The sequence below is a fragment of the uncultured Sphingomonas sp. genome, assembly GCF_913777625.1.
GTDB lineage: Bacteria > Pseudomonadota > Alphaproteobacteria > Sphingomonadales > Sphingomonadaceae > Sphingomonas.
The window spans coordinates 214,762-239,392 of sequence record NZ_CAJYTI010000040.1 but is presented as its reverse complement, the minus strand read 5'-3'; the positions used below and the strand labels follow the sequence as shown (position 1 = coordinate 239,392).

The window sequence follows — 24,631 nt, the reverse complement described above, 5'->3', positions numbered from 1 at the left end:
TCGGACGTGTCGTAGTTGGTGGTCGGTGCAGGGGCTGGTGTCGGCGTCGGTGCTGGAGCCGGTGTGGGCGTCGGCGTAGGCGTAGGTGTCGGTGTAGGCGTTGGCGTGGGGGCCGGCGTCGGAGTTGGCGCCGGAGCCGGTGTCGGAGTAGGGGTAGGCGTCGGCGCGGGGGTAGGCGTCGGCGTGGGGGTCGGCGTAGGCGTAGGCGTAGGTGTCGGCGCCGGGCTCGGCGCGGGGGTCGTCGCCACCCCGCCGCCGCCACTGCTGCCGCCACTGCACGCGCCCAGCGCCACCAGGCCACCGATCGCAGCCGACTGCATCCATCGCATGCTCAACGCCACCCGCATACTTATCCCCGCTTCCGGAGCGGACGCTGTATCGCGTCATTGGTTTCGACAGAGTTTACTACCCTGGCGATGCTACCCCGCCCGCAGCCGATCGCGCACCCCACGCGCTCGCCGCTTGCGATGGCGTGGGGCACCACCTACAGGCCGCGACGATGCTCGCCCAGCTTTCGCACATCCGCAACTGGATCTTTGATCTGGACAACACGCTCTATCCCGCGAGCGCCAATCTGTTCGCGATGATCGATGCGCGGATCGGGGAGTATGTGCAGCGGCTGCTCCATTGCTCGCCGGAAGAGGCGCACAAGGTGCAGAAGGCCTATTTCCACGCGCATGGCGCGACGCTCTACGGCCTGATCCAGGAGCATGGCACCGATCCGCACGACTATCTGGACTATGTCCACGACGTCGACATGAGCGTGCTGGAAGCGAACGAGGCGCTGGTCGAGGCGCTGGCGCAGCTTCCGGGGCGCAAGCTGATCTTCACCAACGGCGACGCGCCCTATGCGCAGAAGGTGCTCGACCGGCTGGGCCTCGGCGAGACCTTCGAGGCGATCCACGACATCCACGCCACCAGCTATCGTCCGAAGCCCGAGCCCGCGGCGTACCGGGGTCTGTGCGACGCCTATGGCCTGGACCCGCACGCCTCGCTGTTCGTCGAGGACATGGCGCGCAACCTCGGCCCGGCCAAGGCGATCGGCATGACCACCGTCTGGATCGAAAATGGCTCCGAACAGGCGCCTGACGCCGACCGCAGCTTCATCGACTATACCATCACCGATCTCGGAGCCTGGCTCCACAGCATCTTGGAGAGCTGACATGACCGATCTCGCCGCGACGATCGACGCCGCCTGGGAAGACCGTGCGAACCTGAGCTTCGCCACCGAAGGCGCGGTGCGCGAAGCCGTCGCCGAAGCGCTGAACCTGCTCGACCGCGGCGAGGCCCGCGTCGCCGAGCCGGTGGACGGCGGCTGGCAGGTCAACCAGTGGCTGAAGAAGGCGGTGCTGCTGAGCTTCCGCCTCAACGACAATGTTGTCGTCCCCGGCCCCGAAGGCACGGCCTGGTTCGACAAGGTACCCTCGAAGTTCACCGGCTGGGGCGAGGCCGCGTTCCGCGCCGCCGGCTTCCGCGCGGTGCCCGGCAGCATCGTCCGCCACGGCGCGCACATCGCCAAGGGCGCGGTGCTGATGCCGAGCTTCGTCAACATCGGCGCCTATGTCGGCGAAGGCACCATGGTCGATACCTGGACCACGGTCGGCAGCTGCGCGCAGATCGGCAGGAACGTCCACCTCTCGGGCGGCGTCGGCATCGGCGGCGTGCTCGAGCCGCTCCAGGCCGATCCGGTGATCATCGGCGACGGCGCCTTCATCGGTGCGCGTTCGGAAGTGGCCGAGGGCGTGCGCGTCGGCGAGGGCGCAGTGCTGTCGATGGGCGTCTATCTCGGCGCGTCGACCAAGATCGTCGACCGCGCGACCGGCCAGGTCTATCGCGGCGAAGTGCCGCCTTATGCGGTGGTGGTGCCCGGCACGCTGCCCGCGGAAGACGGCAAGCCCGGCCTCTACTGCGCGGTGATCGTCAAGACGGTCGACGCGCAGACCCGCAGCAAGACCGGGATCAACGAGCTGCTGCGCGACTGATTGTAACAGAGGTCGATACACATCGCGGCGGGAATGCGGAATGCCGACACGGTTTTGCCGCAATCCCGCCGTCTCGCCCACGGCGTATAGCCACCGCCGGGGCGGAGCTCGACTCCCCGGCGTTGCCTTGTCCTGAGTGTCCCGCGCGCCATGTTGTCCACCACCTCCGCCTCGCCCGTGCGCCGGTTGCGCGTCTCGCTGCGCGGGCGCACCGTCGCGATCCTGCTGGCGCTGGCGATCGAGCTGCTGATCGCGCTGCTGCTCCTGTGGATGGCGCCGAACATCACGCCCAAGGAAAAGCCGAAACCGATGGTGTTCGGCATCGAGGGCACCGAGGGCGAGAAGACCCCGTCGGAGAAAGATGCGGCCAAGGCGCCCCAAAAGGCGCACAAGCGCGCCGGCGCCAAGGCGGAGGCCGAGCAGCCGACCCAGCCCACCGCGGCGCTGCCGCCGCCCCCGGTGACCCCACCGGTATCGAGCGGGCCGCCGAGCTTCATCGTGATGAGCCGGCGGGATTATGCGGCATCGGACATCGCCAAGGCCCCGGCGGCGCAGTCCGGTGACCAGGGCAACACCCAGACGGCGGATGCCGGCGGCGGCAGCGGCGCGGACGATACGCCGCGCGCCGGCACCGGCCCGCATGGCGAGACGCTCTATGCCGCCGACTGGTATCGCCGGCCGACCAACGCGCAGCTCTCGCCCTATCTGCCGCAGCGCGCGCTGGGCCGCGAAGGCTGGGGCGAAGTCGCCTGCCGGACGATCGAGCGCTACCAGGTCGTCGATTGCCAGGAGCTCGGCGAGTATCCGCGCGGCTCGGGCTATGCCGGCGCGGTGCGGCAGGCGGCGTTTCAGTTCCGGGTGAAGGCGCCGCGGGTCAACAGCCGCCTGCTGATCGGCAGCTGGGTGCGCATCCGCATCACCTATTCGCAGCGCGCCGGCGGCGGCGACGGCGGCGACGCGGACTAGAGCGTTTCCCCTTGGGCGAAGATGCTCAGAGTTTCGATTGCCGTGTTTTTCCTGGGCGCTGACCGTAAACGGGCGCCTTGAAAATGGTCCGGGTGGCGGTGTGACAATCCGTCCAATGGCTGGCTGGTCTTGCCCCGCCTATCTGCGCGCGATGCGCGACCTCGCGACCGACATGTCAGGGTAGAGAGATGATTTGGGTTCCGATTTTGCTGGGTACGTTCAAGCTGGTCGTGTTCGGCACCGGCATGTTCTTCGCCATCAAGTGGCATTACGATCAGGGCAAAAAGAAGAAGGCGGAAGAAGCGGCCCGCAAGGCGCCGGCGCCTGTCGAACCCGCATCCAGCACCGCCGAGTAATCGCGACGTGCGGCCTTAGTCGTCCGCAGCGTCGTCCGCGGCCAGCCGCTCCAGCCAGGCCTGGGCCTGCTTGGGTTCGCCAACCGCGGAGGGTCCCACAGGACCCCGCGCGGCGAGGAATTCCGCATGCAGCGCGAAGGACGGCAGCGCCAGACGCGACCGTGCGGCATCGATTTCCTCGGCCAGTTCGGCAAGGTGGTCGAGGGTAGGGCGGACGGCCGCGCGGGCATGCCGATCGCGCTGGTGGTCGAACAGGCCCCATTTGCCCGCGGCGGTGCGCTCCAGCGCTTCGATCAGCGCGGCGCGATACTCCGCCTCCAGTTCGATGCGTCGATTGTCGAGCCGTTCGAGGCGATCCGCTTTTGCCATGGCCGGCCTGTATCGGGGATGGCGCGGACAAACAATCTCAAGCCCCTCCTCCCTGGAGGAGGGGTTGGGGTGGAGGGCTTCCAGAACTTTCGCAGGTCTCTGCGAGACACAGCCCCACCCCAACCCCTCCCTAGAAGGGGAGGGGCTTAAAGGGGGAACGCCTCGGCTACATCGGCGGCTGTCCGGAAGCGGAAGGCCATGTTGTGCCGGTAGCTCTCGCCAGCCTCAAGCCGCGCGGAGGGGAAGCTCGGCTGGTTCGGGCTGTCGGGAAATTTCTGCGGCTCCAGGCAAAGCCCGCCGCGCTTGGGGTATGTGCCGCCGCTGGTCCCCGGCGCACCGTCGGCAAGGTAGTTGCCCGAATAGACCTGCACCCCCGGCTCGGTGGAATGCAGGTCGAGTACGCGGCCAGATCCCGGATCGAACAGCGTCGCGATCCGGCGCTCGAACCCGGCGGGGCCGTCGAGCACGAAATTATGGTCGTAGCCCTGGCCCAGCGCGAGCTGCGCATTCTCGGCATCGATGTCGCGGCCGATCGGCTTTGGGCTGCGGAAGTCGAACGGCGTGCCGTCCACCGGCGCCAGTGCTCCGGTCGGGATCAGCGCCCCGTTCACTGGGGTGATCGCGCTCGCGGGCAGCTGCAGGACATGATCGAGGATCGTCGTGTCGCTGCCCTCGCCCGCGAGGTTGAAATAGGCGTGCTGCGTCAGGTTAATGATCGTCGCGCGGTCGGGCGTGGCGGTGAAGCGCACCGCCAGCCCGTCCTCCTCCAGCGCATATTCCACCCGCACGACCAGGTCGCCGGGGAAGCCGTTCCAGCCATGCGGGCTGTCGAGCCGGAAGGTGACGGCGTGCGTGCTCCGCGCCTCCACCGCCCAGACCTGCTGGTCGAACCCGTCGGGCCCCGAATGCAGGCTGTTGCCGCCTTCGTTCGTGGTCAGCTGGAAGGTCTCGCCGTCCAGCGTGAAGCGGCCGCCGGCGATGCGGTTGGCATAGCGCCCCGCCACCGCGCCATAATAGCGCGGCGGCTGGCGGCGATAGTCGTCGAGGTCGGCATAGCCGAGCACGACATTGTCGATCCGGCCTTGCCGATCCGGCACTTCCAGCCGGCGCAGCGTCGCACCCAGCGTCAGGAACTGTGCGCGGACGGGTCCGCGCGCGATCTCGACGACCTCGATCTCGCTCATTGGCCCGGGCAGACCGAGTTGGCGGGATCCGAGACGATCTTCGCCTCGGCCAGCGAGAGGGTGAACGGGCCGCTCGCCTGCAGCACCACCGGCGCGTTGACCTTGGTCACGTCGACCCCGTTCTTCTGGTAGCACTTCAACAGGATGTTCACCGTCTGCCAGCCACTCTTGCCGGTAAACAGGCGGGTCGCGTCGATCGTTCCCGTGTTCTTGCCGCCTTCCATCGACAGCGTGACCGGGCCGTTCGGGGCCGCATCGACGCGGTAGACGAGCCGCAGCGACAGGTCGCCATTGGTCTCGCGGCTGAGGTCGAGGTCGCTGCCGCCGATGCGGAGCGTCGCCGGGCCGGCGGGCCAGGTCAGCTGCTGCGCGCCTTCCTGCGTCGTCGGGCCGTCGACCGTCTTGCGGGTGATCTTGCTGTCGGTCGCGAAGGAGAAGGGTGCCGGCGTCACGCCCTTGGCGAAGAAGGTGCTGATATTGGCCAGCGATGCATCGACGCCCGAGACTTCGCTGAGCGCGCCGACGCTGCCCGGCTTGGCATAGCTGAGACCATAGCCGAAGGCGAACAGCGGGTCGTAGCCGGGCTCGCCGCGGTTGAGGGTGAACTGGCCGGCGGTCTTCGGCCAGCTGAACGACAGCGTGCCGGTGAAATCGCGGCGCGGCTTGCCGGCCTTGTCGCCGATCAGCACGTCGGCGACGCCCGCGCCCTCGCTGCCCGGCAGCCAGGCAGCGACGAACGCGTCCGAGGCGTTGAGCTCCGGGTTCACCCAGAGCGGGCGGCCCGACAGGAACACCGAGACGACCGGCACGCCGGCAGCCTTCAGCTTCTTGAGCAGCGCCAGCGCCTGCTTGTCGCCCGGCTGGAATTCCAGCGTGCGCACGTCGCCGCGCATTTCGGCATAGGGCTCCTCGCCGAACACGACGATCGCCACGTCGGGCTTGGTGGTGAAGCTGCCGTCGGCGGAGAGCGTCGCGGTGCCGCCACCGGCCTTCACCGCCGCCTGGATGCCGGCGAAGATGGTCTCGCCGTTCGGGAACATCGAGTTGGGGTTGCCGTCGCCCTGCCAGCTGAGCGTCCAGCCACCCGACTGCTGCGCCATCGAATCGGCACCCGGCCCGGCGACCAGCACGTTGGCGCTCGCCTTCACCGGCAGCACGCCGCTGTTCTTCAAGAGCACCAGCGACTTCGCCACCGCCTCGCGGGCGATCGCGCGATGTTCGGGCGCGCCGACCATCTCGCCCTTGCTCTCATAGGGACGGGCCGGGTTGAACAGGCCCATCTGCACCTTCACGCGCAGGATGCGGCGCACGGCGTCGTCGATCCGCGTCATCGGGATCGTACCGTCCTTCACATGCGCGATCGTCGATTCGTAGAGGCCCTTCCAGCTGTCCGGCGCCATCGCCATGTCGAGCCCGGCGTTGAACGTCGCGGCGCAATCGGTGGGGGTGCAACCCGGCACCTGGGCATGGCCGTTCCAGTCGCCGACGATGAAGCCGTCAAAGCCCATCCTGCCCTTCAGCACATCGGTGAGCAGCGACTTGTTGCCGTGCATCTTGGCGCCATTCCAGCTGCTGAACGACGCCATCACGGTCATCGTGCCGGCGTTGATCGCGCCCGGATAGCCGGCATTGTGGATGCGGATCAGCGCGTCTTCGGAGACGCGGGTGTCGCCCTGGTCCTGGCCGCCAAAGGTGCCGCCGTCGCCGAGGAAGTGCTTGGCCGAGGCCGCGACATAGCCCTTCTGGAGCCGGTCCTTGGTGCCCGGCGCGCCTTGCAGACCACGGATCATCGCGCCGGAATAGCTGCGGACGACCTCGGGCTCCTCCGAATAGCCCTCATAGGCACGGCCCCAGCGTTCGTCCTGCGGCACCGCGAGCGTCGGCCCGAACGCCCAGTCGATCCCGACCGAGCTCGTCTCCTCGGCGGTCGCGCGGCCGATCTTCTCCATCAGTGCAGGGTCGCGCATCGCGCCGAGCCCCACATTGTGCGGGAAGAGCGTCGCGCCGATGATGTTGTTGTTGCCGTGCACCGCGTCGATGCCGAACATGATCGGGATCGGCGTGTGATCCACCTTGCGGGCAAGTGCGGCCTTCTGGAAGGCCTGCGCGGTCGCCAGCCACGGCCCGCGGGGGGACCGATCGGGCGCACCGATCGGCGGCGAGCTGCCGCCCGCGAGGATCGAGCCGAGCGGATAGACCAGCAGGTCCTCGGGCTTGATGCTGCCGATATCGGCCTGGATCATCTGGCCGACCTTCTCCTCCAGCGTCATCTTCGCCATCAGCTCGGTGACGAACTTCTCGGTGGCGGGATCGATCAGCCCCTGGCTCCTGGCGGCTGGCCACTTGTCGGGATGCGCGGTGGACGACAGCGCTGTCGGTGCCTGCTGCGCAATCGCGGGCGTGGCGGCCAGAATGGTGGTGGCCAATAGCAGCTTCAGGCTGGCAGGCATCGTCTCTCCCCTTCGGTGTTCTTTGGTAGCGATACCGCAGGATCGGCGCCCAAGTCCATGCGGCGGGCGCGGAGCCTGCCGGATGGTCGGCGCCGTCCTCCGGCGTTGGGATCTGCATCTATCTGGTTCGGGACGGATTTTCGACCCGAAATCATGCGATGGCGCTGTCCAGTGCATCCATCGCCATGGCGATCGGTCCCAAGGGACCTGCGAGATCCTCCAGCGCCGGTGCCACGACATACGGGGCCGGCGGCACGACCAGATAGCCGGCGATGCTGGCGCGAAGCAGCGGGTCGATCCGCTCGAGCAGGTGCGGCTGGCGCTGCAGGACGCCGCCGCCGATGGCGATGCGCTGCGGCCCGGTGGTCGCTACCAGCGTGTGGCAGAGCAGCGCGATCGCCGACGCGACACGGTCCCACACGGGATGGTCGGTGCCGACCGTTTCCACCGGCTGGTCGCCCAGCGCCGCGCGGATGCCGGTGCCGGAGGCGAGGCCTTCGATACAGTCGTCATGGAAGGGGCAGCCGCTCGGCGCGCTATCTTCGGGCAGGCGCGGGACGCGGATATGCCCCATCTCACAATGCCCGATGCCGCGGGTCGGTCGTCCGTTCACCACCAGCCCCACGCCGACGCCGGTGCCGACGGTCACATAGGCGAAGTCGCTGAGCCCTTGCCCCGTGCCCCAGCGCATCTCGGCCAATGCCGCACCGTTCACATCGGTGTCGAACGCCATCGGCACCGCATACTGCGCGGCAAGCCGGCGAGCGACATCGGTGCCGCTCCAGCCGGGCTTGGAGGTGGTGAGGATATGGCCGAACTGCGGGTTGGCGGTATCGAGGCATACCGGCCCGAAGCTGGCGATGCCGATCGCCGCAAAGCCGGTCTCCGCCCACCAGCGCGCAAGCACGGCCTCGATCGCGGACAGGGTGGTGTCCGGCGCCTGGGTCGGCACGGTTTCCTGGGCAAGGATGTCGTTCGGACCGCGGGCGAGCGTCAGCACGCATTTGGTGCCGCCAAGTTCGATGCCGACAAAGGGGACAGGGTGCGACATCAGCGCTGCATGCCCGGAATGCCGCACGTTGCCCGCTGGTCGATCGCCACCAATGTCCCCTCCCGCTCCGCCGGCGCGTTGCCGATCGGCTACCAATCTGCGCCTCTTGGCGCGGCCTGTCTCTGCCCTTGGGAGAGGCGCGGCACAAGATTAAAGTTGTTCGATTGATTTAATGGGCGGTCAGGCGAAGGCTGCGGCGATCTCGCCTTCGCTGGCCGATGCCTTCCACAGCGCACTGCTCTTCGGCAGCAGGAAGTAGCTGAACGGCAGGATCGCCGCGCCCACTGCCGGCGCGTCGGCGGAAAGCTGGGCGCGGGCGATCGGCGCCAGCGCCGGTGCGTCGCCGCGCTGCTCGGCAAGCACTGCGTTGGTCCGCTCGGCCAGCCGGTCGACATGGCGGCCGGGCAGGCGGCCGCCGATCAAGACGGCCTCCGGATTGATCAGGCAGTTCACCGCGAGCAGCGGCTGGACGAGCAGCCGCGCCGCTTCCTCGATCCAGGCATCGACCACCGCTTCCAGCGCAGGATCGCTGCCGTCGCAGGCGAGCATGTCCTGCAGGCTGTATCCGGCGGCCTCCAGCGGCGCGGCGAGGCCAGAGAGCGAAACATGCGTCTGGATCTGCCGCACCACGCCGTCGGGGTCGCGATGGGTGAGGAAGCCCAGCTCGCCGCTGCGGCCGGTAGCGCCGCGGAAATAGTTGCTGTCGATCACCAGCCCGCCGCCCAGCGCCGAGGAGATCAGGATGTAGAAGAAGCTCGAATGCTGGAGGCCCAGCCCAAGCTGCAGCTCGCCCATCGCGGCGGCGGCGGCGTCGTTCTCGACGAACACCGGCAGGTCGAGCGGCTCGGCGAGCAGTTCGGCCAGATCGGTCTCTTCCCAGCGGCGATAGGCGTCCGGCATGCCGGGGAGCTCGATCAGTCCGAGATCGTCCGGGCTGGCGATGCCGAGGCCGACGATCCGACGCCGGTCCACGCCCGCGGAGGCGATCAGCGCCTCGACTTCGGCGCGATAGAAGTCCGCCACCTGCTCGGGCAGCGCGAAGTCGATCTCGCGGGTCGCGCGCGCCACGGTCTCGCCGAGGAAATCGACGAGCACCAGCGTGACATGGTCGCGATCGATATTGAGGCCCAGCGAGTAGCACGCCCGGGGGTTGATGATCAGGTTGGTCGGCGGCTGGCCCCGCCCGCCGAAGCGCCGCCCGGCCTCCTGGATCAGTCCGTCCGCCAGCAGCCGCTTGGTGATGTTGGCGATCGCCGCGGCGGTGAGCCCGGTAATGCGTGCCAGGTCCACCCGGGTCAGCGAGCCGTTGGCGCGGATCGCATGCAGGGTGACGCGCTGATTATGGTCAGCAGCACGTTCCAGGTTGGTACCCGAAAGGCGGATCGGAGGGCGGCCGCTGGTCATGGTGGTTGCGATAACAGTCGATTTAGGGCCAGGGTGCAAGCGCCGAGACGATCTCTTCGGTTGAATTACTAAATTTGGTGAATAAAAACAGCGGCGGTGCCGAACGGCAACGAATGGACCCCGGGGCGCGACACGCGCGGGCCCGGCGCACAACTGGGGAGGAATGACGATGCGCAACGCGACCCGCGCCATGCTGTTGGGTGCCGCCATGCTGGCCATCACCGCGGTGCAGGCGGCCGAGCCGGACAATGGCGGGCCCTATAATGCCAGCTTCCTCGCCGGCGGCATCGGCATCGATCGGCCGCTGAGCGGCGCCGACGCGCTGTTGCGCTCGGGCGCGCCGGTGACCTTGTCCGCCTGGGTGAAGCCGGATCTGGTCCAGCAGGGGGTGGTGACGCTGATCGCGTTCGGCGATCCTGGCGGTGACTGCCGCTGCCTGGGGCTGCGGAATGGCGCGCCCCACTTCTTCGGCAGCGGGACGGCGGTGAACAGCACCGCCAAGCTGGCGGCCGGCCGCTGGGCGCATGTCGCCGCGGTGATCGAGGGCGGCCGGGTGCGGCTCTATCTGGACGGCAAGCAGGTCGGCGAGGGCGCGCTGAATGGCGCCGCGGTCGACGCACGGATCGCGTTGGCGCCGGTGGTGGCGGGGCAGCCGCATTTCGGCGGATCGCTGGTCCAGGCGCAGCTGCGCGGCGTCGCGCTGGGCGCGAGCGAAGTGCAGAACGAGGCGGGCAGCCCGCCGGCGTTCGAGCTGGTCCAGATGTGGCGCGTCGGAGTGGGCTGGGACCTGCAGAAGACCGCCAATATCGGCATGACGCGCCAGCAGGATCCCTGGACGCTGCCGCAGAGCGCCACCGCCTATACCCCGCCGGTCGCCAAGCCGGTGCCGGCGCTGCCGAGCCTCGCGCCCGCAGGTCCGCTGCGCTGGCAGATCAACGGCTGGCAGCTCGCCGCCGCACCCGGCATCCCCGCCGATGGCGGCACGCTGTCGCGCCCCGGCAAGCCCGAGGGCACCTGGTATGCGGCGACCGTGCCCGGCACGGTGCTGACCACGCTCGTCGATCGCGGTGTGTACCCGGACCCCTATTACGGCCTCAACAACCTCAAGATTCCCGAGAGCCTGGCACGGCAGGATTATTGGTACCGCACCAGCTTCACCGTCCCGGCGGAGGCCGCCGGCAGGCGGCTGACCCTGGTGTTCGGCGGCATCAACTATGCCTCGGAAGTGTGGGTCAACGGCCAGCGCCAGGGCGGCACCCGCGGCGCCTTCATCCGCGGCCAGTTCGAAATCGTGCCGACGGCGGGCGAGAACGTCATCGCCGTGCGCGTCTCGCCGCCGCCGCATCCCGGCATCCCGCACGAACAGTCGATCAAGGCCGGCGTCGGCGAGAATGGCGGCCAGCTCGCGATCGACGGCCCCACCTTCGTCGCGACCGAGGGCTGGGACTGGATCCCCGGCATCCGCGACCGCAACACCGGCATCTGGCGCCCCGTCGAGCTGGTCGCGACCGGCGATATCAAGATCGGCGATCCGCATGTCGTGACCGACCTGCCGCTGCCGCGCACCGACAGCGCCGACGTCTACATCACCGTGCCGTTCGAGAACCGTGCCGCCACCGCCCAGCCGGTGACGATCCGCGCCGCGTTCGACGACGTGACCGTGGAGAAGACCGTCACCGCCCAGCCGGGCAAGGGGGAAGTGCGCTTCACGCCCACCGAATTCCACCAGCTCACCGTGCACAACCCGAAGCTGTGGTGGCCGAACGGCTATGGCGACCCGGCGCTGCACGACCTGAAGATCGAGGCCGCCGCGAACGGCCAGGCGAGCGACACCAAGGCGCTGCGCTTCGGCATCCGCGAGGTGAGCTACGACCTGTCGCTGTTCGACCATGTCGGCCAGCTGCGCCGGGTGAACCTGCAGTTCACCGACGGATCGCTTGCCGGCCAGCAGCTGATCGACGTGCGCCACGAAGCGCTCAAACAGAGCCCCACCGGCTGGGCGGAATCGCTCACCCCTGCGGGCGAGACCTCCAAGGCGGTCACCGCCATCCCCGAGGAGACGCTGCCCGAGCCGCACCTGGTGATCCGCGTCAACGGCGTGAAGATCGCCGCGCGCGGCGGCAACTGGGGCATGGACGATGCGATGAAGCAGGTCAGCCGCGAGCGGCTTGCCCCCTATTTCCGCCTCCAGCGCGAGGCGCACATGAACATCATCCGCAACTGGATGGGCAACAACGACGAAGAGGAGTTCTTCGAGCTCGCCGACGAGAACGGCATGATGGTGCTCAACGATTTCTGGCAGTCGACCCAGAATTTCCAGGTCGAGCCGGACGATGCCGCGCTGTTCCTCGCCAATGCCCGCGACGTGGTGGCGCGCTACCGCAACCATCCCTCGATCGTCGTCTGGTTCGGCCGCAACGAAGGCGTGCCGTACCCCACGCTCAACGAGGGCCTCGACCAGGCGATCCGCGAGCTGGACGGCACCCGCTGGTACACCGGCAGCTCGAACGTGGTGAACCTGCAAGGCTCCGGCCCGTACAATTACCGCGCGCCGGTGGGCTATTTCACTGATCTCGCCACCGGCTTCTCGGTCGAGACCGGCACGCCTTCGCTCTCCACGCTGGAATCGGTGTCGGCCAACATGCCGGCCAAGGATCGCTGGCCGCTCTCCGATACGCTCGCCTATCACGACTGGCATTTCGGCGGAAACGGCGACACCAAGAGCTTCATGACCGCGCTGACCACGATGTTCGGCGAGCCGCTGAGCTTCGAGGATTTCGAGCGCAAGGCGCAGATGATGAACCTCGAAACCCACAAGGCGATGTACGAAGGGTTCCTGGGCCATCTCTGGACCAAGAACAGCGGGCGTCTCTTGTGGATGACGCACCCGTCCTGGCCGTCGAACATGTGGCAGATCTACAGCTGGGACTATGACACCCAGGCCTCCTATTACGGTGCGAAGAATGCCGTGGAGCCGGTGCACATCCAGCTCAACCTGCCCGACAACCAGCTGGTGGTGCTCAACACCACGCGCGACGACCAGCGCGGGCTGACCGCCAAGACCCGCGTCGTCAGCCTCGACAATGTCCAGCTGTTCGCGCGCACCGACAAGGTGGATGCCAGGGCCAATCGGGTGACGACGCTCGACGCCGTGCCGCTCGACCGGCTCTACGCGGCCAGCCCGATGCTGCTCGTCGAGCTGACGCTGACCGACGCCAAGGGCGCGCTGGTCTCGCGCAACTTCTACTGGCGCGGCCGCGACGACACCGCGTATCGCGCGCTGGTCAGCCTCGCCTCGGTGCCGCTTGAGGTGCAGGCGAGCACGCCGAAGGTGGACGGCGAGGACAAGGCAATCACCGTCACCGTCGCCAACAAGGGCACGGTGCCGGTGCTCAACGCCAAGTTCACGTTGGTCGATGCCGAGGGCAAGCGGATCCTGCCGGCCTATTACAGCGACAATTATGTCTCGCTGCTCCCGGGCCAGCACCGCGTGTTGAGCGTGCGCTATCCGGCGGGGGTCACCGCCACACCGCACCTCACCGTGCGCGGCTGGAACGTCAATCCGGCGACCGTCGCGGCGACGGGGAAGTAGGCGCCGAGCCTCCTCCCGGTTTCGGCCGGGAGGGTCGGTTCAGGCGGCGACGCGCTGCGGCTCGCGGCTGCGCTCGCCGAGGCCGCTGGCGATCCAGTCACGGATGCGCTCGGCACGGGCGCGATCGGCTTCGAACTTGGCGAGCAGTTCCTCGGCACCGGCGGTGTCGGTGCCGGCGGCACGCATCATCGCGAGGACTTCCTGCTGGGCGGCAATGTGGCGCTCGGCGAGTACCACATTCTTCTCGGCTTTGACGAGGTCGGTCGGGGTATAGCTCATGTGGTTATTATAGGCGTAACCAGGATGGTGCGGGAATCGCGGGGTCAGTCGGCCCAGTCGCGCGCCAGCGTCCGGCTCGCCAGCGCGGTCAGGATGCCTGCGACGAGATACAGGCCCAGCCCCGCGGCGATCGCGTAGCGCAGGCCATCGGCGGCCCCGTATGTCGGTGCCAGCTGCTTGGAGAGTAGCCCGATCAGCCAGGGGCCGACGCCCAGCCCGAGCAGGTTGTTGATCAGCAGGAACGAGGCCGAGGCGGTGGCGCGCATCTGCGGCGGCACCAGGTGCTGGACGGCGGTGATCACCGGCCCCAGCCAGACATAGACCAGCGCCTGCGGTACGAGGAACAGCAGGAAGGCCGCCTGCCAGCTGTGCGCCAGCACGCCCGCCACGAACAAAGGCAGGCCGACGACATAGCTGATCGCGGGCGCGAGCGCGTACCACTTCCGATCGCGCTGCCCCAGCCGGTCGCCCAGCCAGCCGCCGAGCAGGATGCCCGCAACGCCGCCGGTGAGCAGCAGCCCGCCGAAGAACTGACCGACCTGCGCGATGTTCAGCTGGAAGCTGCGCAGCATCAGGCTCGGCAGCCAGAAGGCGATCCCGTACCCGCACATCGACCCGGCCGCCGCGCCGAAGGCGAGCAGCCAGAAGCTGGGCTTGGCGGCGAGGATCACGAAGACGCGGGCCCAGGGTACCGCGTCCGAGGTCGGGGCCGCGCGGGGAGGATCGCGGACGATCCATTTGAACGGGACGGCGATGAGCAGGCCGAGTACGCCGACGACGAGGAAGGCCGTCCGCCACTCCACCGCATGGGCGATATAGCCGCCGAGCAGCGCGCCGCCCGCCGAGCCCAAGGGGATGCCCAGCGAATAGATGGAGAGCGCACGGGATCGCCGCTCGGCCGGATAGGCGTCGGCGATCAGCGCATAGCTGGGCGCCACCCCGCCGGCTTCGCCGACCCCGACGCCGAGGCGGAAGAGGAACATCGTCGTGAAGCTGTGCGCCGTGCCGCAGAGCGCCGTGAACGTGCTCCACACTCCCAGCGAGACCGTGATGACCCAGCTGCGGCTGGTGCGATCCGCCAGCATCGCCAGCGGGATGGCGAGCGTGGAGTAGAGCAGCGCAAAGGCGAAGCCGCCGAGCAGCCCGAGCTGCCCGTCATCGAGCTTCAGGTCCGCCTTCACCGACTGGGCGAGGATGGAGAGGATCTGCCGGTCGAGGAAGTTGAAGATATAGACGAGCAGCAACATCGCGAGGACAATGCCGCGCGGGGTGCCGGGACGGGTGGGGTGCGTGGGCATGGTGGCTCCTCGCCGATGGATCGATGTTGCTGGCCGTCATTCTTACCGGGACGAGGGTCGACGCCAACCCTTGTCATCCCCGCGGAGGCGGGGATCCATTCGCGCAGGTGCTGCGGTTCCTGCCCCCAGCGCTCAGGCCAATGGATTCCCCCCTTCGGGGGAATGACCAAGGAGTGGGTGCAAGGTTAGAACTTCACGGTCCCCGTCACGAACACCTGGCGCGGATTGCCGTAATAGCCGGTCAGCACGCCTTCGGTGCCCAGCGTCGGGATATAATTGCCCGCCGCGTTGCGCAGGAAGTCGCCGGTGTCCGGGTTCTGGGCGAGGAAGTTGTAGCCCGAGACGATGTAGCGCTTGTCGAACAGGTTGCGGCCATGGACGCCGATCGACAGCTTCTTGTTGATGTCCCAGTTCAGGTTCGCGTCGAACAGCGTGAAGCCCGGCTGGTCGAGCATCGGGGTGCGCAGCTCGAACTGCTGCGAGGCGCTGCGGTACGAGGCGGTGAAGCTCGCCGCGACCTGGCCTTCGTTGCCCACCGGCACCGAATAGCCGATCGTCCCGCTCGCGGTCCAATCGGGCGTGTTCTGGATGCGGCGGCGATTGGCGACGTCGATGCCGCGCGAGTCGATGAAGCGGAGATAGCGCGCGTCGAGATAGCCGACCGACCAGCTGAGATCGAGTTTGCCGCCCGGCGCGCCCAGGTCGCGCGCGGCGATGAGGTTGCCTTCGAACTCGATGCCGCGCATCCGCGCCTTGCCGGCGTTGGTGGTGATGCCGATGAAGGTCTGCTGGCCGTTGATCGTTGTGCCGATCGAGCCGGGCACCTGCACATCGGTGTAATCGGCATGGAAGGCGGCCAGCGCGAAGCTCAGCCGGCGGTCGAACAGCGATGCCTTGTAGCCGATTTCGTAGCTGGTGACGTTCTCGGGGTCGAACGACATGAAGTCGTAGACCTGCGCCGGCGTGCACACCGCGCCGCTCGGCGTCTTGCACGCGCTGGTCTGGCCGCGCGGATCGAAGCCGCCGCCCTTGAAGCCCTTTGACCAGCTTGCGTAGAGCGTGTGGTCCTTGCCCGGCTTGAAGCTGATCGAGGCGCGGGGGGTGAACTTCTTGAAGTCGGCGCTGCCGCGGAAGTCGGAGGTGGTGGCGAACAGCACGCCCGCGCCGCCGAAAAAGGGCGAGCCGCCGCCCAGATAGGTCTGGCGTAGCACGCGCGACTGGCGCTGGTCCCAGGTATAGCGCCCGCCCGCCGAGACGCTGAACATCGGCGTGATGTCGTAGGTGAAATCGCCGAACACCGCGACGGTATCGGTCTTCACGTCGCCGAAGGTCAGCGCGGTGACGCCGCCGGGCAGCCGCACGTCGAACACGGTCTTGGCCTTGGCGTCGAGATAATAGACGCCGAGCAGGCCGGACAGGCCGCCGGTGTTCACCAGCAGCTGGGCTTCCTGGCTGAACTGCTTGTTGTTGTAATAGGCCGGCACGTCGACCTGCACCGCCGGCAGCGCGTCGAAGTCGATCGGGGTGGCGCTGTCGTCCTTGCGATAGGCGGTGATCGAGCGGAAGGTCAGCCAGTCGGCGGCATGCAGCTCGGCGAGGCCGGTGATCCCCCAGGCCTTCACGTCCTGGCGGGGCGTGACGAGGCCGCCCTGCGAATCGAACTTGTCGGTCAGCACCGGCGTGCCGCTGACGATGCCGGGGATCAGCCGGTGGCCGCCACGGGTGTTGCTCTTGTCATGGGTATAGTCGCCGGAGACGCGGAAGAAGGCGCTGCTGCTCGGCTCATATTCCACCGTGCCGCGCGCGGCCCACAGGTCCTTGTTGTAATTGTCCTGGCCGGTGGTGAGGTTGGTGCCGAAGCCGCCGCGGCTCAGGCGCGCCCCGGCGGCGCTGACCTTCAGGCCAGTGTCGCCGATGGGCGCGCTGCCGCTGACCACCAGATCGGCCTGGTTGTACGAGCCATAGGTGCCGCGCAGCTGCAGCTGGGGATCGTTGCCGATCCGCTTGGTGACGTATTTCACCGCGCCGCCGATCGTGTTGCGGCCGTAGAGCGTGCCCTGCGGGCCGCGCAGCACCTCGATCCGCTCGACGTCGTAGATGTCGAGAACGGCCGCCTGCGGGCGGTTGAGATAGACGTCGTCGAGATAGAGGCCGACGCCGGCCTCGAACCCGGCGACCGGGTCCTGCTGGCCGACGCCGCGGATGAAGGCGGAGAGCGTCGAGTTGGTACCGCGCGAAACCTCGAGCGAGACGTTCGGTGCCGACTGGGCGACATCGGTAATGTCGAGCGCGCCCTGGGCATTGAGCTGCGCGCCGCTGATCGCGGTGACCGCGATCGGCACGTCGAGCAGGCTTTCCGCGCGGCGGCGGGCGGTGACGATGATCTCGCCGTCCTGCTGGGTCTGCGTCGCCTCGGCGGTCTGGCCGGTGGTTGCGCTGTCCTGGGCGAAGGCGGGCGTGGCGGCGAGCAATGCGGCGCTCGCGAGCAGGGCGATACGAACGGAATCGTGCCGTGACATGGTAATCCTCCCCTGGTGCAACCCATCTTGAACGCGGGTTGTAAGCTGTTACGGGACGCTATACTGAAACCTGAACCGGGTTTCAACTTGGGATCTGTAGGGGAGGCGTAGCATGGCGGGCGAGCGTGGCATTTCAGCCACTTCCGTGCCGGAAGGCGGCGAGTCGCCGAACGATGCGAAGGTGCCGCGCACCGAGCGCGGACGGCGTACGCTGCGCGCGATCCTGGATGCCGCCGCCGCCGAATTCGGCGAGAAGGGCTTTCACGAAGGCTCGATCAGCGGAATCACGCGGCGGGCCGGCGTCGCGCTGGGCAGCTTCTACACCTATTTCGATTCGAAGGACGCGGTGTTCCGCGCGCTGGTCCGCGACATGAGCGATCAGGTGCGCGAGCATGTCGGCCCGGCACTGCGCGGCGCGCGCGACCAGATCGACGCCGAGCGCGCGGCATTGCTCGCCTTCATCCGCTTCGCCCGCGCGCACAAGGAAATCTACCGCATCGTCGACGAGGCCGAGTTCGTCGATCCCGCCAGCTTCCGCCACCATTATGCGAGCACCGCCGACCGTATCGCCGCCCGCCTGCGCGCCGCCGCCGATCGCGGAGAGGTGCGCGACGACGTCAGCGAAATCCACGCCTGGGCGATCATGGGGATGAACGTGTTCCTGGGGCTCCGCTACAGCGTGTGGGACGAGGGCACCCCGCCCGAGGCGATCGCCGACGTGGTGGCGCAGCTGCTCGCACGGGGCATCGGGACCGATCGCTGAGCGGCTTGCGTCGGCGCGGGAACGCGATACCGTGCATTATATGAGTGATACACTTGGTGCCGATCGTCGCGCACTGCGTCTGGCAAGCCTGGGCCTGCTGTTCGGCGCGGCGGTACATCTGTTCGCCTGGTGGGCGGGGCCGGCCTGGATGGCCTGGCTAGGTGCGCCCCCGTCGGCCATCGCATCGCGCGCGGCGGGAAGCTGGCCGGCGCTGGTCGGGACACTCATCCTCGCCGGCGGCCTGGTGGCACTCGCGGTGCTTTGCTGGATCCCGGTGCGCGGCACCATGCATCGCCTGGCGCGCGGGCTGCTGGTGCTGCTATATTGGGCGGGCCTGCGCGACCTGCACACGCCGTTCGGGAATTTCGTGATCCTGGGCGGGGCCTTCGCGCCGGGATCGATGGTCGTGCTGGCGATCGGCTTGCTGGTGGCGGGCGGGTTGTTCGGCACCCGCCCGCACCATCTCACTTCTTCGTGAGCAGATCCTTGAGACCGGCCAGCGCCTTGGTCGGCTCGGCTTCTTCCTCGCTCTTCACGCCGGCGGCGCGGAGCACTTCGGCGGCGCGGGGGCTGCGCGGATAGGGATCGAGTTCGAGCGCCATCGTCTCCGCCGCGGCTTCGCCCAGATCGATGGTGCCGCCGGTGTAGAAGACGGTGTCGCACTCGTCCTCGCTCAGCTCCACTTCGTCCTCGCCGGGGCTCGTCGTCTCGGGCACGAAGCGGATCGCGAAATCCTGCTCGACTTTCGCCGGCAGCGGATCGTCGGTGACGACGCAGAGCTGGGTGAGCCGGGCGGACAGGTGCCCGCGCGCGACCACGCCCTGCGCGTCGCGGCGCAGGTGATAGACGGCGTTCAGCGTGTCGATCGACTTGAGGCCGAAGCGGCGGCTGAGCGCGGCGCGCTCGGCTTCGTCGGCGGTGATCTGGACCTCGCTTTCGCCGGCGCCGATCTGGTCGAGCCGGTGGGGGCGGGAAAATTCGGGGTCGGTCATTCGGGAAGCTCTCCTGCGATTACCCGCGCCAGCGGCATCGCCGCCAGCGCATCGCGAAAGGCGCGCAAGCGCGCGTCGACATGGGTGAGGGCGGCCGGCGCCGGCGCCGTGCCGCGATAGAGGTTGCGGACCAGCGCGGGGCCAAGGTCGCCTTCCGCCAGCCCGCTGCGATAGGCGCCGAGCCGGCCACCGAGCATGCCCATCATCCGGCCGACATGCTTGCCGACGATGATGTCGCCGATGCCGATCTCGCGCAGCTGGCCGTCCATGTCGTCGATGAAGCATTCGGCCACCGCGGTGCTGGTGGGGATGCCGGCGGGTTCCGCCTCCAGCCGCAGCAGCACGATGCACAGCACCGCAGCGATCATGTCGAACCGGCCGTCGACCGTGTCGGGCACCCCGCCGTCGGTATACCAGTGCGCCGCCCGGCCGCGTGCGACGACGCCCGCATAGAGCTGCGGGGCGGTGCCGCGATCGGGTTTGCCGAAGAGCCGCTGGAGCATTCGCATTGCCGTTGTTCGTGCCTTCCTCGGTCGCGACCTTGTTTGGCCGCAATTTGCCGCATATTGAGGCCTTCGGCCCGCGATGCAATCCGGGGGCCGCACGTGTTTGCCTGGAGATCCTGATGTCGCTTCCCGTTCGCACGCTCGGCGCCGCCGCGTTGTTGGTCGTGCTCGGCACCACCGCCTGTACGCCGGTGCGGCTGCATCAGGGCTATGTCGTCGATCACGATCTCGTCGCTTCGGTGCAGCCGGGCATCGACACCCGCGACTCGGTGCTGCAGACGCTCGGCCATCCCAGCTTCACCAGCCAGTTCAACGAAGGCGAGTGGTTCTACGTCTCGCGCGACAGCAGCAACTTCGCCTTTCGCAACCCGAAGGTGAAGTCGCAGACCACGGTGCGCGTCCGGTTCGATCAGGCGGGCAACGTCACGTCGATCGACCAAACCGGCGTCGAGCTGGCCGCATCGATCAGCCCCTATGGCAAGACCACGCCGACGCTGGGCCGCCGCCGCAGCTTCTTCTCCGATCTGTTCGGCAATATCGGCACGGTCGGCGCGCCTGGTGCAGGCGGCCCCGGTGGCGGTGCCGGCGGCGGCGGTGGCGGCCAGTAATCCTCGCCTTTCGTTTCGCTGACGACAGCGTTCGCGGAGCGTTCAGCGAGACTTCTCCATTCCTGTGCCCAAGCCGGCCTTCGGGCCGGCGGGTTCGATCAGGATGGAGAAGACCGATGAAGAAGCTCGTACCCCTCGCGATGCTGACCGCGTTCGCGGCACCTGCGCTGCTGGTTTCGGGTAGCGCGATGGCCCAGTCGCAGGCGGAATTGCGCGGCGATCGCCGTGATATCCACGATGCCGAGCACGACCTGCGCCGCGCCGAACGCTCGGGCGATCCGCGTCGCATCCACGAAGAGCGCCGGGACCTGCGCGACGCCCACCGCGAATATCGCGAGGATCTGCGCGACCGCGACCGTCGCTGGGCCGAGAATGACTGGCGGGTCTGGCGCGATCACAACCGCGGGCTGTATGCGCGCGGCGAATGGCGGGCGCCCTTCCGCTATTACCGCTTCCAGCCGGGTGCCCGGATCGGCACCGTCTATTATGGCCCGCGCTATCTGATCGGCGATCCGTGGCGCTATCACCTGCCGCAGCCCGGCTTCGGCCGCGCCTGGGTGCGCCACTATAACGATGTCCTGCTGGTCGATACCCGCCGCGGCACCGTGATTCGCGTGCTCCCGGGCTTTTACTGGTAAGCAGGAAAAGAGAACCGGCCGTACCGATCAAGCGGTGCGGCCGGTTCAAGGTGCGGGTTGTCCAAAGAATCGGGCAGGCAACGGCCACCAGCACGCCGAGTTCCCTATCGCTTCGGAAAATCAACGCGGCGCGAGAGATGGTCGCACAAGCCTTTGCTGCGTATCTGCACATATAGGTTGATATTATCTTTTCGACCATAGATAGTAACATAATCCGACTCGGGATGCATCGTTTGGGGCGGGCGATGATGATCGAAGTAGTCGATACGATACTCTGTGAGATGCTGGTTGCATCTGTCGTATTCATGTTGATCGGCGGCATAGATGACCTGCTGATTGATGCGCTATTTATTTTTAGCTGTTTGTTCAGAAGGCGTAAGGCGAGCGCGCCGTTTGACAGCGCTTCCATCGTGTATGACGCACGATTTGCTATATTCGTCCCTGCATGGGATGAGTCGGCGGTAATCACCGAAATGTTGCGCGCAATGCTCGCGCAGTGGCAGTCCCAACCCTATCGAATCTACGTCGGTACCTATCCGAATGATCTGGCGACCATCGCTGCGGTTGCCGAGGTCGCGCAGTCGGATGTTCGTGTTCGGCTCGTCGTGGGCCCGCATCCCGGCCCAACCACCAAGGCCGACTGCCTCAACCGGTTATGGGAGGCGCTGGAGCGGGACGTCGCGGCGGAAGGCAGGCCGTTCACCGCGGTCGTGCTGCACGATGCCGAGGATGTGGTGCATCCGCGGGAACTCGCAGTCTATGCCGCCTGGATCGAGCGCTACGGCGCGGTGCAGATCCCGGTCGTGCCGCTCCGCCAGCCTGGATCGGTGCTGGTATCCGGCCATTATCTCGACGAATTCGCCCAGTCGCACGGGCTGGCGCTGCCGGTGCGGCAGATGCTGGGGGCCAGCCTGCCGCTCGCCGGGGTGGGCTGTGCGATACGCTGCGACGTGCTGCGGCGAATCGCCGCGGCGCGTGGCGACCCGTTCGATCCCGCCAGCCTGACCGAGGACTATGAGCTCGGCCTTACGCTGCGCGCGATGGGGGAGCGCGGCATCTTCGTTCGTTCGGCGGAAACGCCCGGCGGCCCGCCGGTGGCGGTGCGGGCCTATTTCCCGGCCAGCGTGACGGCGTCGGTTCGCCAGAAGGCGCGCTGGATGGCCGGCATCGCGCTCGCCGGCTGGGATCGTACCGGATGGGGGCGGCCCTGGGACCTGTGCGATCACTGGATGCGCATGCGGGATCGGCGCGCGACCCTGGCGATGCCGGTGCTCGCCATCGCCTATGCGACGCTGCTGTTCTGGGGATTCACCTACCTCCTGCATGCCGCCACCGGGATCCCGCAACCGCCACCGGCGCCTTGGCTGGAAACGGGCGCGGCGATCAACCTGGCGCTGCTGGCGTGGCGGCTGGTCGTGCGGGGCGTGCTCGTGGCCCGGCTGCATGGCTGGCGCGAGGGACTTTGGGCGGTGCCGCGGATGCTGGTGGCCAACTATATCGGTCTGCTCGCGGCGCGGCGCGCACTTTGGATCTATCTCCGCCTGCTCGCCGGCGGCGCGGTGCACTGGGACAAGACGGCGCACCAGTTCCCCACAGCGGCGATGCGCGCGCCCTTGGTCAGCGCATGACGGGTGTGCGCCGCGGCCGCCCGTTGCGGTTCGTCGGCGCGGTTGCTTTCGGATGGATCGGGGTGCGCGTTGCGATGCTGTGGCCTGCACCGCCGCCTGCGCTGCCGGCAGTGCTCCCCGCAACGCTCCGGCCGTCGCTGCGATTGCTGCCGCCGCCGGCAGCGTCAGCCGAGGCATCCCGAGGACGGGCGGTGTCGGAAGCGGGCGCCACAGGATCGCGCGCTGGCGGCGCGCGCCCAGTCCGGTCGCGGCCGGCCACCGGCGGCACGGTGCCGCCGCACCTGCCCGCGCTCGTTGCGCCCCTGCCGGACGCAGTAGCGCTACCGCCGGCCGTCCCGCCCGCCATGCCCTCGGCGCAGGGCCGCGCCGAGGCGGGCGTGTCGGCCGTCGCCTTACCCTTGCCCCGCCGTGATCATTGGCAGGCGAGCAGCTGGCTGGTGCTGCGGCCTGGCCGCGGCCTGGGCGCCGCGCCCGCTGCCAGCCAGCTGGGGGGCAGCCAATATGGCGTGCGGCTGGCCTATGGGCTGGGCCCCGGCCGGCGCCTCGCCGCTTATGGGCGTCTCGCCGGGCCCCTCCGCGGCACCGGCGCCGAGGCGGCTTTCGGCGTGGAATGGCAACCCGGCCGCGCGCCGGTACGGCTGAGCATCGAGCATCGCTTCGGGCTGGACGGCATCCACGACGGCCCGGGGGCGGGGGTGGTCGCGGGCCTCGACCGCGGCATCGCGCCGGGGTTCCGGCTGGAAGCCTATGGCCAAGCAGGGATGATCCTGCGCGCCGAACGCGCGCCCTATGCCGACGGCGCCGTGCGGCTCGCCCGGGAGGTCGCGCACGGCAGGCGCAGCGTGCTGGCACTGGGCGTCGGCGCGTGGGGGGCGGCGCAGCGCGAGGGCCAGCGGGTCGACATCGGCCCGTCGCTGGTTGCCGTCGTCCCGATCGGTTCGGTGCGGGCACGCCTTGCGCTCGACTGGCGGCAACGTATCGCCGGAGATGCGCGGCCCGGCTCGGGGCTGGCACTCACCCTCGGCAGCGACTTCTGACGGCGACGCGGCAATTCCGCCGCTTCGCTCTTTCGCGGCGCCGTCGAAACGGGTTAGGTCTACCCCCGCATGGATCTGTACCTTCCCATCGCCAATCTCTCGGTCAACGCGCTCCTGATCGTGGCGCTGGGGCTGGGCGTGGGTCTGCTCTCGGGCATGTTCGGGGTGGGCGGCGGATTCCTGACGACGCCGCTGCTGATCTTCTACGGCATCCCGCCCACCGTTGCCGCCGCCTCGGCTGCGAGCCAGGTGACCGGCGCCAGCGTCTCGGGCGTGTTCGCGCATTTCCGCCGCAAGGGCGTCGACGTCCAGATGGGGGTGGTGCTGGTGGCCGGCGGCATCCTGGGGAGCCTGATCGGGGCCTGGCTGTTCAAGCTTCTCCAGGCAAGCGGCCAGATCGACGTGGTGATCGGGGTGCTCTACGTCGTCCTCCTCGGGTCGATCGGGGGGCTGATGGCCAGGGAGTCGGTGAGCACGATCCGGGTGGCGCGCGGCGCGAGGCCGCCCAAGGCCCGCAAGCGCCGCCACCATCCGCTGGTCGCTGCGCTGCCCTTCCGTTGGCGCTTCTATGCCTCGGGCCTCTACATCTCGCCGCTGGCGCCCTTGCTGCTCGGCATGTTCACCGGCGTGCTGACGATGCTGCTGGGCGTCGGCGGCGGGTTCATCCTGGTGCCGGCGATGCTCTACATCCTCGGCATGGGCACGCAGACGGTGGTCGGCACCTCGCTGTTCCAGACGCTGTTCACCACCGCCGTCGCGACCATGGTGCATGCGACGACCACCAAGGCGGTCGACATCGTGCTGGCGATCCTGCTGCTGCTCGGCTCGGTGATCGGTGCCCAGCTCGGCGCGCGGTTCGCGGCCAAGGCCAAGCCCGAATATCTGCGGCTGCTCCTCGCGCTGATCGTGCTGGCGGTCGCCGCCCGCATGCTGCTCGGCCTCGCCTGGCGGCCGGATGAGATCTACTCGGTGGGGACGGCGTGAGACGGGCCTGGGCGCTGGCGCTGTT

At 68.4% G+C, this 24,631-nt stretch carries 22 protein-coding genes; 12 read left to right on the top strand and 10 right to left on the bottom strand.

The window, feature by feature from the left end; genetic code table 11:
- Positions 1-499 precede the first annotated feature (499 nt).
- The 4 genes from QZ814_RS18975 (at position 500) to QZ814_RS18960 (ending at position 3,304) form a co-directional block, all read left to right on the top strand.
- The gene (locus tag QZ814_RS18975; RefSeq protein WP_294335192.1) at positions 500-1,162 is read left to right on the top strand and encodes a pyrimidine 5'-nucleotidase; all 663 of its coding nucleotides are present in this window, start codon (positions 500-502) and stop codon (positions 1,160-1,162) included.
- A gap of 1 nt (position 1,163) precedes the next feature.
- Complete coding sequence (dapD, locus tag QZ814_RS18970; protein ID WP_294335151.1) at positions 1,164-1,982, top strand: 2,3,4,5-tetrahydropyridine-2,6-dicarboxylate N-succinyltransferase; 819 nt, start codon at positions 1,164-1,166, stop codon at positions 1,980-1,982.
- 150 nt (positions 1,983-2,132) lie between these two features.
- Positions 2,133-2,948, top strand: a complete 816-nt coding sequence (locus QZ814_RS18965) for a hypothetical protein (protein ID WP_294335147.1) — start codon at positions 2,133-2,135, stop codon at positions 2,946-2,948.
- A gap of 188 nt (positions 2,949-3,136) precedes the next feature.
- Complete coding sequence (locus QZ814_RS18960) at positions 3,137-3,304, top strand: hypothetical protein (protein WP_294335145.1); 168 nt, start codon at positions 3,137-3,139, stop codon at positions 3,302-3,304.
- Positions 3,305-3,319: 15 nt separating this feature from the next.
- Here the strand turns inward: QZ814_RS18960 and QZ814_RS18955 are convergent, their stop codons facing one another.
- The 5 genes from QZ814_RS18955 to QZ814_RS18935 all read right to left on the bottom strand — a co-directional run bounded on the left by QZ814_RS18955 (position 3,320) and on the right by QZ814_RS18935 (position 9,762).
- Positions 3,320-3,673: a hypothetical protein gene (locus QZ814_RS18955; protein ID WP_294335142.1), complete on the bottom strand. Its 354-nt coding sequence runs from the start codon at positions 3,671-3,673 to the stop codon at positions 3,320-3,322.
- A 146-nt stretch (positions 3,674-3,819) separates the two neighbouring features.
- Positions 3,820-4,857, bottom strand: coding sequence for an aldose epimerase family protein (locus tag QZ814_RS18950; RefSeq protein ID WP_294335141.1), 1,038 nt, complete (start codon positions 4,855-4,857; stop codon positions 3,820-3,822).
- Complete coding sequence (locus QZ814_RS18945) at positions 4,854-7,307, bottom strand: glycoside hydrolase family 3 protein (protein WP_294335140.1); 2,454 nt, start codon at positions 7,305-7,307, stop codon at positions 4,854-4,856. The genes QZ814_RS18950 and QZ814_RS18945 overlap by 4 nt, the downstream gene beginning before the upstream one ends.
- A gap of 151 nt (positions 7,308-7,458) precedes the next feature.
- On the bottom strand, positions 7,459-8,358 hold the full coding sequence (locus tag QZ814_RS18940) for an ROK family protein (protein WP_294335139.1): 900 nt from the start codon (positions 8,356-8,358) through the stop codon (positions 7,459-7,461).
- A gap of 180 nt (positions 8,359-8,538) precedes the next feature.
- Entirely contained in the window at positions 8,539-9,762 is a 1,224-nt protein-coding gene (locus QZ814_RS18935) for an ROK family transcriptional regulator (RefSeq protein WP_294335137.1), read from the bottom strand.
- Between the two features lie 169 nt (positions 9,763-9,931).
- Here QZ814_RS18935 and QZ814_RS18930 point away from each other — a divergent pair, with 169 nt between their 5' ends.
- Positions 9,932-13,354: a LamG-like jellyroll fold domain-containing protein gene (locus tag QZ814_RS18930; protein WP_294335136.1), complete on the top strand. Its 3,423-nt coding sequence runs from the start codon at positions 9,932-9,934 to the stop codon at positions 13,352-13,354.
- Positions 13,355-13,393: 39 nt separating this feature from the next.
- Here QZ814_RS18930 and QZ814_RS18925 read toward each other — a convergent pair whose 3' ends face one another.
- From QZ814_RS18925 to QZ814_RS18915, 3 genes are all read right to left on the bottom strand, one after another.
- A complete protein-coding gene (locus QZ814_RS18925; protein WP_294335133.1) occupies positions 13,394-13,633 on the bottom strand; it encodes a hypothetical protein in 240 nt (79 codons plus the stop codon).
- 44 nt (positions 13,634-13,677) lie between these two features.
- Positions 13,678-14,931, bottom strand: coding sequence for an MFS transporter (locus QZ814_RS18920; protein ID WP_294335132.1), 1,254 nt, complete (start codon positions 14,929-14,931; stop codon positions 13,678-13,680).
- A 185-nt stretch (positions 14,932-15,116) separates the two neighbouring features.
- Positions 15,117-17,450, bottom strand: a complete 2,334-nt coding sequence (locus QZ814_RS18915; RefSeq protein WP_294335131.1) for a TonB-dependent receptor — start codon at positions 17,448-17,450, stop codon at positions 15,117-15,119.
- A gap of 112 nt (positions 17,451-17,562) precedes the next feature.
- Here QZ814_RS18915 and QZ814_RS18910 point away from each other — a divergent pair, with 112 nt between their 5' ends.
- Both QZ814_RS18910 and QZ814_RS18905 read left to right on the top strand, forming a co-directional pair.
- The gene (locus QZ814_RS18910) at positions 17,563-18,213 is read left to right on the top strand and encodes a TetR/AcrR family transcriptional regulator (protein WP_294335128.1); all 651 of its coding nucleotides are present in this window, start codon (positions 17,563-17,565) and stop codon (positions 18,211-18,213) included.
- 40 nt (positions 18,214-18,253) lie between these two features.
- On the top strand, positions 18,254-18,691 hold the full coding sequence (locus tag QZ814_RS18905) for a hypothetical protein (protein ID WP_294335126.1): 438 nt from the start codon (positions 18,254-18,256) through the stop codon (positions 18,689-18,691).
- Here the strand turns inward: QZ814_RS18905 and QZ814_RS18900 are convergent.
- Positions 18,678-19,205, bottom strand: a complete 528-nt coding sequence (locus tag QZ814_RS18900) for a DUF177 domain-containing protein (protein ID WP_294335123.1) — start codon at positions 19,203-19,205, stop codon at positions 18,678-18,680. The two genes, QZ814_RS18905 and QZ814_RS18900, sit on opposite strands and share 14 nt — an antisense overlap.
- Positions 19,202-19,714 carry a ubiquinol-cytochrome C chaperone family protein gene (locus tag QZ814_RS18895; RefSeq protein ID WP_294335121.1) on the bottom strand — a complete coding sequence of 171 codons (513 nt, stop codon included), beginning with the start codon at positions 19,712-19,714 and terminating at the stop codon, positions 19,202-19,204. The genes QZ814_RS18900 and QZ814_RS18895 overlap by 4 nt, the downstream gene beginning before the upstream one ends.
- A 116-nt stretch (positions 19,715-19,830) precedes the next feature.
- Between QZ814_RS18895 and bamE the strand changes: the two genes are divergently transcribed.
- The 5 genes from bamE (at position 19,831) to QZ814_RS18870 (ending at position 24,606) form a co-directional block, all read left to right on the top strand.
- The gene (gene bamE / locus QZ814_RS18890) at positions 19,831-20,319 is read left to right on the top strand and encodes an outer membrane protein assembly factor BamE (protein WP_294335120.1); all 489 of its coding nucleotides are present in this window, start codon (positions 19,831-19,833) and stop codon (positions 20,317-20,319) included.
- Positions 20,320-20,435: 116 nt separating this feature from the next.
- Positions 20,436-20,957 carry an RcnB family protein gene (locus QZ814_RS18885; RefSeq protein ID WP_294335119.1) on the top strand — a complete coding sequence of 174 codons (522 nt, stop codon included), beginning with the start codon at positions 20,436-20,438 and terminating at the stop codon, positions 20,955-20,957.
- 224 nt (positions 20,958-21,181) lie between these two features.
- Complete coding sequence (locus QZ814_RS18880) at positions 21,182-22,585, top strand: glycosyl transferase family protein (RefSeq protein ID WP_365899007.1); 1,404 nt, start codon at positions 21,182-21,184, stop codon at positions 22,583-22,585.
- A gap of 344 nt (positions 22,586-22,929) precedes the next feature.
- Positions 22,930-23,622: a hypothetical protein gene (locus QZ814_RS18875; protein WP_294335117.1), complete on the top strand. Its 693-nt coding sequence runs from the start codon at positions 22,930-22,932 to the stop codon at positions 23,620-23,622.
- A 69-nt stretch (positions 23,623-23,691) separates the two neighbouring features.
- The gene (locus tag QZ814_RS18870) at positions 23,692-24,606 is read left to right on the top strand and encodes a sulfite exporter TauE/SafE family protein (RefSeq protein ID WP_294335115.1); all 915 of its coding nucleotides are present in this window, start codon (positions 23,692-23,694) and stop codon (positions 24,604-24,606) included.
- Positions 24,607-24,631: the final 25 nt, after the last annotated feature.

Bases quoted from the DNA above. Each gene is read 5' to 3' on its own strand.
- QZ814_RS18885 (WP_294335119.1), top strand. From the start codon at position 20,436: ATGAAGAAGCTCGTACCCCTCGCGATGCTGACCGCGTTCGCGGCACCT.
- QZ814_RS18895 (WP_294335121.1), bottom strand. From the start codon at position 19,714: ATGCGAATGCTCCAGCGGCTCTTCGGCAAACCCGATCGCGGCACCGCC.
- QZ814_RS18930 (WP_294335136.1), top strand. From the start codon at position 9,932: ATGCGCAACGCGACCCGCGCCATGCTGTTGGGTGCCGCCATGCTGGCC.
- QZ814_RS18910 (WP_294335128.1), top strand. From the start codon at position 17,563: ATGGCGGGCGAGCGTGGCATTTCAGCCACTTCCGTGCCGGAAGGCGGC.
- dapD (WP_294335151.1), top strand. From the start codon at position 1,164: ATGACCGATCTCGCCGCGACGATCGACGCCGCCTGGGAAGACCGTGCG.
- QZ814_RS18905 (WP_294335126.1), top strand. From the start codon at position 18,254: ATGAGTGATACACTTGGTGCCGATCGTCGCGCACTGCGTCTGGCAAGC.
- QZ814_RS18960 (WP_294335145.1), top strand. From the start codon at position 3,137: ATGATTTGGGTTCCGATTTTGCTGGGTACGTTCAAGCTGGTCGTGTTC.
- QZ814_RS18875 (WP_294335117.1), top strand. From the start codon at position 22,930: ATGCCCTCGGCGCAGGGCCGCGCCGAGGCGGGCGTGTCGGCCGTCGCC.
- QZ814_RS18935 (WP_294335137.1), bottom strand. From the start codon at position 9,762: ATGACCAGCGGCCGCCCTCCGATCCGCCTTTCGGGTACCAACCTGGAA.
- bamE (WP_294335120.1), top strand. From the start codon at position 19,831: ATGTCGCTTCCCGTTCGCACGCTCGGCGCCGCCGCGTTGTTGGTCGTG.
- QZ814_RS18870 (WP_294335115.1), top strand. From the start codon at position 23,692: ATGGATCTGTACCTTCCCATCGCCAATCTCTCGGTCAACGCGCTCCTG.
- QZ814_RS18900 (WP_294335123.1), bottom strand. From the start codon at position 19,205: ATGACCGACCCCGAATTTTCCCGCCCCCACCGGCTCGACCAGATCGGC.
- QZ814_RS18945 (WP_294335140.1), bottom strand. From the start codon at position 7,307: ATGCCTGCCAGCCTGAAGCTGCTATTGGCCACCACCATTCTGGCCGCC.
- QZ814_RS18975 (WP_294335192.1), top strand. From the start codon at position 500: ATGCTCGCCCAGCTTTCGCACATCCGCAACTGGATCTTTGATCTGGAC.
- QZ814_RS18965 (WP_294335147.1), top strand. From the start codon at position 2,133: ATGTTGTCCACCACCTCCGCCTCGCCCGTGCGCCGGTTGCGCGTCTCG.
- QZ814_RS18915 (WP_294335131.1), bottom strand. From the start codon at position 17,450: ATGTCACGGCACGATTCCGTTCGTATCGCCCTGCTCGCGAGCGCCGCA.
- QZ814_RS18955 (WP_294335142.1), bottom strand. From the start codon at position 3,673: ATGGCAAAAGCGGATCGCCTCGAACGGCTCGACAATCGACGCATCGAA.
- QZ814_RS18880 (WP_365899007.1), top strand. From the start codon at position 21,182: ATGCATCGTTTGGGGCGGGCGATGATGATCGAAGTAGTCGATACGATA.
- QZ814_RS18950 (WP_294335141.1), bottom strand. From the start codon at position 4,857: ATGAGCGAGATCGAGGTCGTCGAGATCGCGCGCGGACCCGTCCGCGCA.
- QZ814_RS18925 (WP_294335133.1), bottom strand. From the start codon at position 13,633: ATGAGCTATACCCCGACCGACCTCGTCAAAGCCGAGAAGAATGTGGTA.
- QZ814_RS18940 (WP_294335139.1), bottom strand. From the start codon at position 8,358: ATGTCGCACCCTGTCCCCTTTGTCGGCATCGAACTTGGCGGCACCAAA.
- QZ814_RS18920 (WP_294335132.1), bottom strand. From the start codon at position 14,931: ATGCCCACGCACCCCACCCGTCCCGGCACCCCGCGCGGCATTGTCCTC.